Below are 14,062 nucleotides of genomic sequence, written 5' to 3'. Positions count from 1 at the left end.
GACGCTTTACAGCTCCGCTGTATCAAGTAGGATGGTTACAGGGCCGTCATTGATGGATTCAACTTTCATGTCGGCTCCGAACTCTCCTGTCTGAACTTCAAAGCCGCGCTGTCTGCATTCTGAAACCACAAGCTCGTATAAAGGCTCTGAGATTTCAGGACGTGCGGCTTCTGTAAATCCGGGACGCCTTGATTTGCAGTCCGCATAAAGGGTGAATTGGCTCACAATAAGAAGCTTTGCACCCGCATCTTTAGGATTTATATTCATCTTTCCGTTTTCATCTTCAAAAACTCTGAGCCCGCAGATTTTATCCGCAATCTTTTTAGCTTCTGCTTCCGTGTCACTCGTATGAACTCCAAGTAATACCAGGAAGCCTTTTCCTATTTCTGAAACCTTGTTATCTTCTATTGTGACTGATGCAGATAATACTCTTGTAACTACTGCTCGCATATTAAGTGTTTTCCTCCGGTACTTTTTTAATACATTATACTCAATATGCCCCTTTATTTACAGCACGCTCTGCATCTGCCTGTATATCGCGGTTATAGGAGAGCAGGGGTTTAATATCCTTTCCACGCACTCTTCTGTCAGAATAGTTCTGCGTAATCTGTATTATAAGGGGTGTCAGGGCCAGCACACCTATTAGATTCGGTATCATCATAAGACCATTGAAGGTATCGGAAATATCCCATACAAGTGAAGATTCCATAACTGCTCCGAACTCTATCAGAATAATGAAGACAACGCGGTATACCTTCGCCCAGGTCACACCTATAAGATATTCAACAACCTTCGCGCCGTAATAAGACCACCCCATGACTGTAGTAAATGCAAAAAGAGCTATTATTATTACAACAAAAATCTCACCGGGATATCCCAAAACCTGACCAAAGGCTCTTGCTACCAAAGTAGCATCATCTGTACCTTCCACAGTAAGTCCTGTCGTAAGGTCAATTGCTCCGGAGCTAAGTACAACCAAAGCTGTCATTGTGCATATAACGATCGTATCAAGGAATACTTCTGCGATTCCCCACATTCCCTGCTTCACAGGCTCCCGCGCACAGGAATTGACATGAGCCATAACCGAAGATCCAAGTCCTGCCTCGTTAGAGAACACTCCTCTCTTACATCCACTCTTTATGGTATTCATGGCAATTTGTACTGCAGTTCCTGCAGCACCGCCTTTTATTGCATCGGGGCCGAATGCGAAATGGAATATCGATGAAAAAACTTCCGGAATTCTGTCTATATGAAAAAGCATCACAACAAGACATCCGGCAATATATGTGATTGTCATAAGAGGTATAAGGGTTTCCGAAACATATGCCAGACGCCTGAAACCACCGGCAATAATCAAAGCCCCCATGAACATTAACGTAAATCCAATAAACCAGTCAATCCGCGATACCCCAAGGAACTCCCCCCTGTCAATGCCTGACAGAAAGGTGGCATTTATATTTAATGTAATCTTATTTATCTGACTAAGATTTCCGATTCCGAAAGAGGCAAGTATGGTAAAAATACTAAATGCCACCGCCAGTATCTTACCTATCCTTTTACACTTGGGAAGACTGCCAAGACCATCCTCCAGGTAGTACATAGGCCCACCTGACCATGCACCTTCAGAATTCCTTCTTCTGTAATAAATACCAAGAACATTCTCAGAATATTTGGTCATCATCCCGAAAAAAGCAGCCATCCACATCCAGAATACAGCTCCGGGTCCTCCCACACAGATAGCCGTAGATACGCCTGCAATATTTCCCGTTCCGATAGTGGATGATAGGGCCATGCAGAAGGCCCTGAACTGCGACAAGGCACCTGCATCATTAATAACACGGGCTTCACCCGCCGTAGCCATAAAGGTCTTAGTCCACCAATGCTTTAAATGAGTAATCTGAAAAGCACCTGTAATTATCGTGCATATAAGTCCCGTGCCAAGTAAAAGCGAAAGGCCAAACGTTCCCCATGCAAAAGAATTGACAGCATCATTAACACGACTGATAGTTTCCATACTGTTTCCGATGTCCTTTCATTTACAGCGTAGCCAGCATTTTGACAATACTTTCATAGTCATACTTTGAAGCAAGTCTTTTTATCTCACTGATCTTTTCCTTATCGTCGTCAGGTATCTCGTAGTCATCAAGCTCCGAGAGCGCTTCCTCTATGCTATCGCTATCCATGTTATCCGCTGCTTCTGCTATAGCTTCATAAACACTCTCCATTAAAAATTGATCCGCCAGCGGCTTTTCTTCGACTTCTTTTTCGTCCTTTTCTTCAGCGTATAGCTTGCCCAAAACATCCTTATAAACGTGGTAATTCTTCATGAACTCGTCATAGTTTTTGCTGACAAAAGAAACATCTCTTTGTTTGCCGGCCATCTCCAGAACTTCTGCCTTTGAAGATAGTTCCATGGCTCCTATCAGCTTGGCTGAACTCTTTAAAGCGTGGATTTTTATGGTGAAGTTTTCCCAATCCTCCGTTTCAAAGGCGGTCTGCAGCTCTTCTTCTTTTTCATCGATAGAATCATAGAATATCTTCAAAACGGTCCGGAATGCATCCTCAGATCCGCTGTTCTTAATAGCAATATTCCCATCAATTCCTTCAATGTTTTCATACCAAAGTAATTCTGTATCTGTTTCTTCAGTTTCAGGCATGCTAATTTCATCCCCATAAGATGAATTGTCTACAGTATCCTCAACTTGAATTGCTTCTTCCTCTGTACTGCTGACTGCTTCCATATCAATCGGAAGAAGTGATGAAACATTATAATTTTTATTTCCCTTAAGGAAATAAAGTATTCCAAAAGAACCCGGACCGCAGTTTGAGGAAATGGCTGCTGACGCCTGCTGAAATACCACATTTTCAAAGTAGGCAATCTTGCTGACTTCCTTCTTTATTCTTTGAAGCATTTCTTCATCTAAATCAACATAGGTAATAAAAACCACATCCGAATCAGGGATCTGATCAACAGGGAAGGCTTTTCGTATATAAGTCTTATAAGCATTCCATCTGTTTCCGGTGCATATCTCACCGACGCCTGACACATCATCCTTGATACTAAGACACGGACGAAGACTTAATGACTCCGCTAGCCTGTGCATAAGGGGACTGACACGTCCATTTCTCATCATAAAATCAGTACTGTCCACAATAAAGCTACACTTTACCTTCTTCTTTACCATTTCCAGCTCATTAATAATCTCGTCAACAGGCATATCACGCTGAGCAAGCTTGCAGGCTATAAGTACCAGAAGGCCTGTACTACTTGATACACACTCGGAATTAATTACTGATACATTATCAAAAGCTTTTGATGCCTCCATCGCTCTTTCATAATCATCACTCATGCTGGTTGTAAGAGCTATATAGATAACATGATGTGCTGTCTTTAATGCATTTGCAAAAAACTCTGTATATAAAGAAATATCAGGTGGTGCTGACAAAGCCTTTTTGCCATTTTTTATATATCTGACAAGTTCATCTGCTCCGATCTGCAGTCCGTCCTTAAATACACCATCCTCTGTTTGAACAACAAAGGGCAGAATAGGAAGACGGGGATCTCTCATTACCACATCGGGCAGATCGCACATACTGCTGGTTGTGATAACAACAGGTGCCTTTCTGTTGTATTCTGCCGTAGCATTAGTACTGCCTTCCATGCGCTCTGCGTGCCTTTTAACATTTAGCTTGTCGCTTGGAATATGATTCAGAAGCATGTCTTCAAGAGCTTCACCGGACACAGGCTTTATCAGGTAACCATCAAAGCCTGAATGATTATACAGTTCCTTGTTATCACTTCCCGCATTAGCTGTAAGAACCACAACAGGTGTTATCTGATTCAATCCGCCTATCTGTTCTCTTATAGCCTTCAGACATTCAATACCATCCATCTCAGGCATCAAGTGATCCATAAGAATGACATCGTAATGAAGCCTCAATGTAGCTTCCAAGGCCTGTTTTCCGCTTGCAGCCGTGTCTACACGCATTTTTGTGGCAAGTAACAGCTTCCTTTCTACTTCAAGGTTCATCACATTATCATCAACTATGAGCACAGCTGCTTCAGGCGCTGTAAAACGGCTCTCATAGGCATGCTTTTTAACCTTTCCGTAATTATGTATGCTGAGTTCTCCAATGGCATTCCGATCGGAAACACCCTGCTTAACCATTACATTAAAAGTGGAACCTTCACCATAGACACTGTTAACCGATATGGAACCACCCATAAGTTCCACAAGCTGTTTTACAATACTAAGGCCAAGACCTGTTCCCTCAATATGTCTGTTTTTTGTCTCATCAAAACGCTTGAACGCATCAAAAAGATATGGCAATGCATCCTTCTTTATTCCTATACCTGTGTCTGATACAGAAATTCGAAGCATGACATCATTCTCATCAACGTCTTCACATTCAATATGAAGACCTACTGAACCTTCCTTAGTGTACTTAACTGAATTATTGAGCAGATTGATCAATATCTGTTTTATACGTACTTCATCACCGTATAAAACTGACGGTACACCGGGATCTACACTTACATCCAAACGCAGTCCCTTTTCCTGAGCACGCAGCCATATCATGTTTACTATCTCGGACATCATATCTCCAAGCTTATAATCCACCGGGACGATGTCCATGCTTCCTGCTTCCATTTTGGAAAAATCCAGAATATCATTTATCAGTGCAAGCAGCATTTTTCCTGCACCCTGGATTCCTGTTGCATCCTTTATTACTTCATCGGAAATATTCTCTTCCCTCAGGATAAGCTCATTAAGACCAAGGATTGAATTTATCGGCGTTCTGATTTCATGGCTCATGCTTGAGAAGAAGCGGTTCTGTGAACGGTTCAGTTCCTCAACACGCTCAGCTTCTTTCCTTGCCCTCTCATTTTCCTGCTTAAACATTCCGTTTTGGAACCATACCATGACAAAGCAAACCACGCCTACCAAAATCAGAGAAAGGAATGAATCCATATAGTACATTTCCCTACTGTGGGTTGCAACAAGCTCAGGGTGATAGTATTCCACCATGTAACATGCCAGCGCCAGCATAAACAAGAGCGTCAGCATTACTCTTCGCCAGGTTCCGGATATTACAAGGCCAACATATATGAATGCAAAAATAATCCAAAAAACGCCTCCGCCTTCAACACCTCCGCCCAGGAAAAAGATTCCGGGCAATATGACAAATACCAACCCGATTATTATGAGTCTTATGGCAATCTGTATCCTGTTTTTATATAAGCAGGAAAATGTTATGACCGGGACAAGAACAAGTGTGGCACCAAGCAATATGATTTCATAATCATTTTCGCCTGTGACAATATCTCCGATAAATGCGACCGCTACGGCAATTTCGGATATTATCGTCATAAGAATGAACAGTCTTTCGGAAAAATTCCTGTCAGGATCATTTATGTAGACGATTAGCTTTTTCATCAATCTGATTATATTCATAGCTTGACACCTCCCTCGGAATTTTTACCCCGGGAAAGGACACGGCTCATAACACGCTCAAAATCAACCAGATTAATCGGTTTTCCTATGAATCCGTCAAATCCCTCATTTACAAACATTTCCCTCGCACCAGAAACCACGTTGGCAGTAAGCGCGACAATTATTACCTTCCTGCCCATCTCCTCAGCTGACAGGCGAATTCGATGCATGGCTTCAACTCCATCCATCTCCGGCATCATGTGATCCATAAAGATTATGTCATAGTCACCCTTCTTGTACTTCTCTATGGCATCCTTACCGCTTTTGGCGGTATCGATAGTCATTCCGTAGTCCTCAAACAATCCGGTAGCAACCACCAGATTCATAGGCTCATCATCAACGACAAGGGCTTTTATTCCACTGAAATTTGGTTTGACATAGATGTCTCCAAGCTCGATATTTTCTGCACTTAAGCCTTCATTTAGAATTTTAACGACAGGATATGCATATAGCGGTTTAGGCATCACCATTACGCGGCTGCCTTCATTTGTCTTAAATCCATGATCTGCAGAAACTGCAATTACGATATCCCCCTTGCTGAGTTCATCAAAATATTCTGCATTTTCTTCGTACTCCTCTTCACCCATAAAGATAAAAGTGACATTCAGTTTCTGACGCAGTCTTTCTATTTCATTTATTGTTTCTGCAGGATAAAGCGGAACATGAATGCCGGACGCAAGATTGGCAGCCATGTCACGATAGAAATCTCTTATTTTAGCAACACGGTATTTATCGGGTCTTACGTGAAACAGAATATCTCCCGTAAAGGACTCATTAATTAAGAGGCAGGGTCTGTTATCAACAACCTTCTGCGGAATAGTCACTCTCACAGTAGTCCCTTTTCCAAAGTCGCTCTCAATCTTAACAAAACCTTCCATCCTGTGAACAAATCCGTATATTATGGCAAGTCCCAGGCCTACACCCCCGGAGCTCCTGTTCCTTTTTGAATTAGCCTGATACATCCCCTGAGATGCAGCTATAATATCCTTTCTCCTCATGCCAATGCCAGTATCAGTTACTTCGATGCAAAGATTTACTCCATAGTCCATCTTGTCGGCATACATTTTCACATATATTCCGCCCTGCCTGGTAAATTTGAGAGCGTTCCCAAGGAGGTGATGGAATATCTTATGAAGCTTTTTTACATCACCGCACATCATAGTAGGAACATCGGGGGACATGTCTACAATGAGCTCCAAGTCAGTATCCAGTGCCTCCATACGAAAACTGGTCACCACATCGTTTATCAGTGATGTGCTCATATAATTCTCTTCCTCAAGAATTATTGAGCTTCTTCTGGTTTCAGTATAATCCTGTAAATCCTCTATCTGACTAGACAGACGCATCCCGGCTTCCTTTATTGCCTGCACCTCTTCGCCTCCTCCCTTTTTTAGAAGAAGGTCAGACATTCCGCTTACAACATTTACCGGTGTGCGAAGTTCATGGGAGATATTGGATAAAAAATCCTCCATATCACTATCATAGGAACTGATATATGCTTCCTTTTCCTCAAGCTGTTCCTTGACTTCCCTACGCCCATATATGGACTTGCAGCATCCTGTATAAACATAAAGAACTGCAACAAAATGAAGCATTGTCCTTGAAACAGTTAAAAAATCAAATTCGACTGTGTTTGCTGTAATCGCCAGAGTAAGCTGAATGATAAATAAAAGAAAATATTCTGCAAGAAGCAGATTCATCATATACATATGGTCCAACAAAGAATAGGCAACCATCACAAAACAAATAACAATGGCTATATCGACATAGCTTGTTTCGTGTACGCCATGAAAAAAGCATGCCATCATTGCATATATCAGGCAGCATACCTCTCTAATGTTCTCTTCAGGCTTTTCAGTTATATGCATAACCCAAAGTGCCACTGTGCCTATAAGTATAATCGGTGGAACCCAGAATTCCCATTCCAGAACTATACCTTCAAAAAGCATGGCAATACAGGAAATCGACACCAATGAGATAATATAAGTATTATTATTCTTCCGATTCATGCCTTTCCCCCGTTAATCACCCATGCAGTTTTTCCTGAAGGAAATTCATCAGATTTTCTCTTGTGGTTGACTTCAAAATATATCCGGCAGGTTTTAGCTCCATAACACGGCTCACGCCTTCTCTTGAGCTTACTCCCGTAAGAAATACAACCGGAATGTCCTTGGTAACAGGTTCCTGCCTCAACATCTGAAGAACCTGCGGGCCATCAACCACCGGCATTTCATAATCCAAAAGAATAAGGTCAACAGGTTTTTTCAGTAGGAAAGAAATAGCCTGCATTCCTGCAGTCACAACGTCGGTTTTATATCTGTCCTTAATCCAGTTTTTAACCATGCCTGCATAGGATGGATCATCATCAACAATGAGAATCCTCTTCTTATCACCACCACCGTTTTTAACACTCAAATGAACGTCTCTTACATCAAGTGTCTCATTTACCTTTGAATCCATTTCGGAGTAGCTCTTTCTTTCCAGCCTTTTCTCGTGGTCTCGCAGCTCCTCTTCAACTATAGTGACAAATTCATCGGGATCCACAGGGCGTACCATCCACCTGCTCGCCACAAATTCCGGATACTCCTTTGTAATATTTTCCTTGTCTCCGATTTCACCGACAAATATGATATTGCAATTATTATCCTTGGCCTGATCCTTTATCAGAACAATTTTCTTTTGTCCGTATTTTACATCAAGAATACTCAGCGGATTATATACAACAAAAACACCGGCTTCTTTAGCATATTCCTCTATCTTATCGAAATTCTCCACTATGGAAGCTGTCTCGTATTCTTCAGCATTTATTCTTTTTTCAAGTCCCTTTATTACAATGCTTGATTTCTCCATCAGAAACAAAACTTTATAATCTTCTAAGCTCATCTTATTCCCTCCGCCTCAGAAATAAAAAAGACACTTTTTCATAATGGCTCTCATTCTACAATAAATTGATATAAATCAATTATAAAATATCCGCCGATACGAAAAAATGTCGTGTTTTAAAAGATTATCTAAAGTTTTTATAAAACCTTACCATCAGAAAAGTTTAGCACTTTGCATTTATGATAAGATTAAAACAGAATACGTAAAGTTTCAGTTCTGATGTAGAAGGTCCCTGCGGAGGTAAATCATTAATGAGCGATAAAAAATTTACCCCTCTGATGCTATTCCATCTTATCCTGATGGTGGTACTTATCGTTATGTGTATAAAAAATGCGACTGCGGTTCATTCCAAAATCTCACTTATGTCTGAGCCTGATGAAATAACAACCGCTCAGCACATCGTTGCTTTTAATGTCCTTAGCATGCTTGCACTATGTTTTGGTGTAATCTATCTGCTAATGAGATACAATAAAAAGTCAGCCCTCTTCTATAAAGCTTTTTTTGTAATGACTGCCATAGAAACCACGGGGGCTTATGTTTTAATCATAGTTAAGTGGGGACAACAGACATTATTTGCCCTTTCCAGTTATCTGATTCCCCTTCTTGTTATGATGGTCACAATTTGTATCCTTCTGTTCCTTGCGTTTTGGAAAAATCTTGGCAAAAAGAAATCCTTTATTCTATTTGCCATTCTGCTAATTATGGACATAGTATTTGGCCATCTTTTTATGAACAGACCTGAAATGATAGTAACTCTCCTGTCCAGATTAGCTCTTGATGTCACCATCGGCCTTGCCATAAAAGGCAAGTACGATGACAAAGCTGCACGCGGGACAGTTTAAAGGACTGCCATTTTACTTTGCTGCATTGCAAATAATATCAATACAGTTCTCTATTCCCAAAGACGAGCTTTTTAGGCACAGGTCATAATATTCTGCGTTCCCGAATTCTGTATGGGTATAATACTTACAGTATTTTTTTCTGGCCTTATCCACTGAACGAAGGTGGTCCATTATTTCCTTCTCACTACACCCGGGCATCTTGGCCTTCATATGATCAATCCTATAGTGCTCCGTAGCAGAAACAAATACATGGAGTGTTCTGTCAAACTCCTGCAGGATGATATTTGCATTTCTTCCGACAATTACGCAATTTCCGCTCTCTGCCACCTTTTTTATAGCCTCTTTCTGAGCATCAAAGAGTCTTTCATCCAATGGCTTATTATAGAAATCAAAAAGACTCTGACCAAAGCCAAACTCCCTCGGAACTCGTTCATCATAATTTCTGACCTCCTGAGGGGTCAGATTTCCACTTTCCATAGCCGCTTTAAGGATTATATCCTTATCACAGTAGTAATATCCAAGCCTATCTGCTACAGCCTGTCCGATAGTGCTCCCACCGGCTCCAAACTGTCGACTTATAGTGATTATATTTTTCATAGTTTTCCCCATTCTTATAAGACTTTATTCAAGAAGTCTATTGTTCTTTCTTCTTTAGGATTCAGAAGAACTTCCTGAGGAGTTCCCTCTTCCACAATATAACCGCCATCCATGAAAATGACTCTGTCCGCCACTTCTCTGGCAAAGCCCATCTCATGAGTAACAATTACCATAGTCATACCATCAGCAGCAAGATCCTTCATAACCTGTAGAACCTCTCCTACCATCTCCGGATCGAGCGCAGAGGTTGGCTCATCGAACAGCATAATATCGGGCTGCATACATAATGCCCTTGCTATGGCTACTCGCTGCTTCTGTCCTCCTGAAAGCTGACTCGGAAAACTTTCTGTCTTATCCTCAAGACCGACCTTTTTAAGCATGTCCTTTGCCCTGGAAACAGCTTCTGATCTAGAGCACTTTTTCAGTTGTACAGGTGCAAGAGTAAGGTTGTCCAGTATATTCAGATTGTTAAACAGGTTGAAGTGTTGAAATACCATTCCGATATTTTCACGCACATGATTTATATTCACCTGCTTTTTGGTAATGTCATTTCCATCAATAATTATGGTACCTGCTGTTACATCTTCCAGCTTATTAAGGCAACGTAGGAAAGTTGATTTACCTGATCCGGATGGTCCGATAACACACACTACTTCACCCTTGGTAACCTCTGTGGAAATATCCTTTAAAACTTCCAGATCACCAAATCTTTTTTTGAGGTTTGAAACCTTTATCTTGATTTCTTTTTTATCTTCCAACACTAAGCCTCCTCTCAACCCTCTTTGCACTACGTGAAAGGATAGTTATAACAATCAGATACATAATTCCAACAATAGCCCATGTCTGAAAGGACATGAAAGTATTCGCCTGAACATTTTTGGCCGTATTAACAAGCTCCGGAAACCCTATGACTGACAGAATGGACGTATCCTTCAGGGTAATAATAAACTGATTTATAAAAGTAGGAATCATTGTCTTTATAGCCTGCGGAAGAACAACCTTCCTCATAGCCATTCCATAGGTAAGTCCGAGTGACCTTGCAGCCTCCATCTGGCCAACATCAACTGATTGAATACCTGCCCTGACAATCTCAGCCATATAGGCTCCGCAGTTTAAAGCCAGACAGATTGTACCCGCTTGTAAAGCAGTCAGGCTCATAGAGAAGCCACCTATTATTGTATTAAAGAAGTACGGTACACCGAAGTACACAAAGAATGCCAGAACAATCATCGGTACACCTCTTATAACATCTACAAATATCTGGGACACAATATTGCATATACGGTTTTTTAAAACTCCCAGAATACCGAAGATCATACCGATAATACATGCAAAAAACAGTCCCAATAGTGCTAAGAGAAGTGTTCTTCCAAGAGCCACCAGCAGCATACTGCCATAAACTGTAATAATTTTTATCATATTTAAAAATTCCTCATTTGACTAACCGGGCAGGTTGCCCTGCCCGGAAAAGAATTGATATTTAGTAATTCAGATTCAAAAAATTACTCACCAAGGTATTTCTTGATTATTTCATCATAAGTTCCGTTAGCTTTGATGTTTGCAAGTCCCTTGTTAAACATATCAACAAGCTCCTGGTTATCCGCATTGAAAATGGCAAAACCATATGCTGCAGGCTCATTTCCTGTACCATCTACAATCTTCATAGCAATACCTGTATCCTTGATGTTAGCTGCCATTATCGGTGTATCATCAAATGTTGCAGCAACCTGTCCACCGACAACAGCCTGATACATAGTCGGTGAATCCTCGAAGTATGTTACAGTGAATCCATATTCCTCTGAAAGGCTTTCTGCATAAGAAGCACTCATGGTACCTGTTTTAACAGCTACTGATTTTCCGTTAAGTCCATCAAAACCTGTGATATCTGATGAAGTCTCTACTGCCATACTCTGATTTGCATCATAATATCCATCAGAGAAAATCCATCCGGATTCCTTTCTCTCATCAGTAATTGATGCGCCGGCAATCATTCCGTCAGCCTGCCCGGCCTGGCAGGCAGCAATTGAAGCATCCCATCCAAGAACCTGAACTTCATAGGCAAATCCCTGATCCTTTGCTACTGCATCAAGAATATCCATGTCGATACCTACAAAATTACCACTGTCATCTGTGTACTCAAAGGGTTTGAAAGATGTGTCGGTTGCAATCTTCCATACTTTTCCGGATGCGTCTGAAGCAGGCTCTGCTTCTGTCTCTGTTTCTGCTGCTGTTTCTGTTGATGTTGCCTGTTCAGCGTCAGCTTTACTCTCATCTGTTTTTCCTGCTGAACTGCCGCAGCCTGCAGCTACAACCATTACACAACTCATTACCAATGCCAACATTTTCTTTTTCATAACCTTTTGCTCCTTCCGTTTTTACATTCATCTACAAATGCTTTTACTAATTTTAAGTTCTCCTCATTATTTTCAAAGGAAAACTCCGGGTGCCACTGCACTCCTATTGCAAATCTGTGATTTTTCACAGCTATTGCCTCTACCAGTCCATCTTCCGAAACTGCCATTTTGACAACATGTGGAGAAATATCCTTTATTGCCTGATGGTGATAACTGTTAACGGGATGAATTCCCTTCCCTATAATTGAAGCTAACTGTGTCTCTTCCAGTACCTCAACAAAATGCGCCTTCCTATCATAGGGCGGCGACATATGATGTTCTACCTTACAGTCATATTCGGTGGGAAGATCCTGATATAAAGTTCCGCCAAGATGGGCATTTATGAACTGTATCCCACGGCAGATACCCAGTAATGGCTTATTATTCTTAAGGCACTTATCCAAAAGATAAGCTTCCATCTTATCCCTTAAGGGGCAGGCGATGCCACATGTTGCTTTTGGTGTATCCTTGTATACATTCGGAGACACATCATGCCCACCTGTAAAGAGAATACCATTACATAAAGAGTATACCATTTCAAGCTCCCCTTCATCATCAGTAAGTGGAAGCATAATTGGCACACCTCCACATTTCTCAATGACCTTCATATAGCCGGGAAGCATCCAATAGCTTTCTTTTTCGTCATCATATAGCGGAATTAATCCAATTATCGGACTCAACTTTTTTCCTCCCAAAAATAGAAAAGACGCCTGCTCAAAATAGCAGACGCCGTTGTCTTTATAAAGGATACTATAACCAATTTGGGGCAAATTTGCAAATAAATAAGACAACCAAACGGGTACCAGCAAAAATTTTGTTATCCTTATTATGTTGTATTATTTTTGTTATATCGTTCTGTGTGTCATTGAATCCTCAGATACCTGTAGTCATGAATTATTAATAATACTGACGAACATCTTCCTCGCTGAGGTCAGAATAAATTTCGTTCATCTTTACTTCCCGATAAACTGAATCAAAATCAGGATAAATCCTTTTTAGCGTTTTTACCATAGCTTCAAGGCCTTCTATTTTTTTAAGTTCTCCATAGCTCTTTGTTGCTTCTTCTTGTGTCAATAGTGCAAACATAACGTCTTCGACCTCCTTTCTATGAGATGTCAGATACTCAACCAAATCACCATTTTCTATACAAATTCTGATTGCTTCCTGAACAGCTATCTTCTTGTCTTTATGAAGTGAAAGCTGCTGTTTAACCACAATACAGAATGCTATATATTGTCCAATTATATCTTTTCTTCCATCATCGGCAAAAATTACCTTTGCTTTAAGATCTATATCTATTGAACTATCTTTAAAGAATTCATCCTTAAACGATATAATATCTGCTTTGCCTGATCTGTTACCGGTATAAATTACATACATCTCCGGAACAGGTAAATCTATCTTTGATTCGCTATATAACCTAGCTTTAATCTTCTCATTGGAATATATGTAATCCTGATAGGTTCTTGCAAGGTATATAAACATCCTTGCGATAATATTAGGACTCCATGTAGACTGAGCTTCTACAAGGACTACAAGCTTTCCATTTGCAATAAAACCAAGGTCATTATATATATCGTTCGTTAAAACATTTTCTATAGTGACTAGCTCCAGATCATCTTCATCTGTCCTTTCATCATCCGGATGCAATGCCTTATATAACTGAAGAAGATATTTTTTATCTTCTCCACCGAACATCTTTGTAAATACACTATCTTGATAATCTCTTTTTACTCCACCCATTTACTATTTACCTCACTTATATTTTACCATATTCACCCCAAAACCGATACAGGGTTAAGTTGAGAGCCATTGGCTCCTTTGGTATCACGAGTCAATTTAGGCTCTGCTT

The 14,062-nt window shown here is 40.6% G+C and carries 12 protein-coding genes; 1 reads left to right on the top strand and 11 read right to left on the bottom strand.

What is annotated here, in order from left to right; genetic code table 11:
• Positions 1–6 precede the first annotated feature (6 nt).
• The 5 genes from dtd to G602_RS28450 are packed head-to-tail and all read right to left on the bottom strand — an operon-like array spanning position 7 to position 8,378.
• Complete coding sequence (dtd, locus tag G602_RS0101015; protein WP_026657227.1) at positions 7–450, bottom strand: D-aminoacyl-tRNA deacylase; 444 nt, start codon at positions 448–450, stop codon at positions 7–9.
• 40 nt (positions 451–490) lie between these two features.
• The gene (locus G602_RS24720; protein WP_044930719.1) at positions 491–2,014 is read right to left on the bottom strand and encodes an alanine/glycine:cation symporter family protein; all 1,524 of its coding nucleotides are present in this window, start codon (positions 2,012–2,014) and stop codon (positions 491–493) included.
• Between the two features lie 22 nt (positions 2,015–2,036).
• On the bottom strand, positions 2,037–5,456 hold the full coding sequence (locus G602_RS24715) for a DegV family protein (protein WP_049944990.1): 3,420 nt from the start codon (positions 5,454–5,456) through the stop codon (positions 2,037–2,039).
• Positions 5,453–7,504, bottom strand: coding sequence for a hybrid sensor histidine kinase/response regulator (locus G602_RS0101000; RefSeq protein ID WP_026657226.1), 2,052 nt, complete (start codon positions 7,502–7,504; stop codon positions 5,453–5,455). Before G602_RS0101000 ends, G602_RS24715 begins: the two co-directional genes overlap by 4 nt.
• 16 nt (positions 7,505–7,520) lie before the next feature.
• Positions 7,521–8,378 (bottom strand): response regulator, encoded by an 858-nt coding sequence (locus G602_RS28450; RefSeq protein ID WP_049944989.1) that lies wholly within the window; start codon positions 8,376–8,378, stop codon positions 7,521–7,523.
• 251 nt (positions 8,379–8,629) lie between these two features.
• Here G602_RS28450 and G602_RS0100990 point away from each other — a divergent pair, with 251 nt between their 5' ends.
• Positions 8,630–9,220, top strand: coding sequence for a hypothetical protein (locus G602_RS0100990; RefSeq protein WP_026657225.1), 591 nt, complete (start codon positions 8,630–8,632; stop codon positions 9,218–9,220).
• Between the two features lie 12 nt (positions 9,221–9,232).
• On the opposite strand, the gene G602_RS0100985 is transcribed toward G602_RS0100990, so the two are convergent.
• From G602_RS0100985 to G602_RS0100960, 6 genes are all read right to left on the bottom strand, one after another.
• Positions 9,233–9,817, bottom strand: a complete 585-nt coding sequence (locus G602_RS0100985; RefSeq protein WP_026657223.1) for a cytidylate kinase-like family protein — start codon at positions 9,815–9,817, stop codon at positions 9,233–9,235.
• 14 nt (positions 9,818–9,831) lie between these two features.
• Complete coding sequence (locus G602_RS0100980; RefSeq protein WP_044930718.1) at positions 9,832–10,575, bottom strand: amino acid ABC transporter ATP-binding protein; 744 nt, start codon at positions 10,573–10,575, stop codon at positions 9,832–9,834.
• Positions 10,565–11,236 carry an amino acid ABC transporter permease gene (locus G602_RS0100975; protein ID WP_026657221.1) on the bottom strand — a complete coding sequence of 224 codons (672 nt, stop codon included), beginning with the start codon at positions 11,234–11,236 and terminating at the stop codon, positions 10,565–10,567. Before G602_RS0100975 ends, G602_RS0100980 begins: the two co-directional genes overlap by 11 nt.
• Before the next feature lie 83 nt (positions 11,237–11,319).
• Complete coding sequence (locus tag G602_RS0100970) at positions 11,320–12,171, bottom strand: transporter substrate-binding domain-containing protein (RefSeq protein WP_026657220.1); 852 nt, start codon at positions 12,169–12,171, stop codon at positions 11,320–11,322.
• Positions 12,168–12,890: a gamma-glutamyl-gamma-aminobutyrate hydrolase family protein gene (locus G602_RS0100965; protein WP_026657219.1), complete on the bottom strand. Its 723-nt coding sequence runs from the start codon at positions 12,888–12,890 to the stop codon at positions 12,168–12,170. The genes G602_RS0100970 and G602_RS0100965 overlap by 4 nt, the downstream gene beginning before the upstream one ends.
• A 217-nt stretch (positions 12,891–13,107) precedes the next feature.
• Positions 13,108–13,953 (bottom strand): hypothetical protein, encoded by an 846-nt coding sequence (locus G602_RS0100960; protein WP_026657217.1) that lies wholly within the window; start codon positions 13,951–13,953, stop codon positions 13,108–13,110.
• Positions 13,954–14,062 lie beyond the last annotated feature (109 nt).

It is taken from the genome of Butyrivibrio sp. AC2005, from assembly GCF_000424145.1.
Taxonomy (GTDB): domain Bacteria; phylum Bacillota; class Clostridia; order Lachnospirales; family Lachnospiraceae; genus Butyrivibrio.
The sequence above is the reverse complement of the archived record's forward strand: the minus strand, read 5'-3'. Positions and strand labels throughout refer to the sequence as shown.

Coding starts and splice junctions, on each gene's coding strand:
- G602_RS24720 (WP_044930719.1), bottom strand. CDS start 2,014: ATGGAAACTATCAGTCGTGTTAATGATGCTGTCAATTCTTTTGCATGG.
- G602_RS28450 (WP_049944989.1), bottom strand. CDS start 8,378: ATGAGCTTAGAAGATTATAAAGTTTTGTTTCTGATGGAGAAATCAAGC.
- G602_RS0100960 (WP_026657217.1), bottom strand. CDS start 13,953: ATGGGTGGAGTAAAAAGAGATTATCAAGATAGTGTATTTACAAAGATG.
- dtd (WP_026657227.1), bottom strand. CDS start 450: ATGCGAGCAGTAGTTACAAGAGTATTATCTGCATCAGTCACAATAGAA.
- G602_RS0100985 (WP_026657223.1), bottom strand. CDS start 9,817: ATGAAAAATATAATCACTATAAGTCGACAGTTTGGAGCCGGTGGGAGC.
- G602_RS0100970 (WP_026657220.1), bottom strand. CDS start 12,171: ATGAAAAAGAAAATGTTGGCATTGGTAATGAGTTGTGTAATGGTTGTA.
- G602_RS0100990 (WP_026657225.1), top strand. CDS start 8,630: ATGAGCGATAAAAAATTTACCCCTCTGATGCTATTCCATCTTATCCTG.
- G602_RS24715 (WP_049944990.1), bottom strand. CDS start 5,456: ATGAATATAATCAGATTGATGAAAAAGCTAATCGTCTACATAAATGAT.
- G602_RS0100975 (WP_026657221.1), bottom strand. CDS start 11,236: ATGATAAAAATTATTACAGTTTATGGCAGTATGCTGCTGGTGGCTCTT.
- G602_RS0101000 (WP_026657226.1), bottom strand. CDS start 7,504: ATGAATCGGAAGAATAATAATACTTATATTATCTCATTGGTGTCGATT.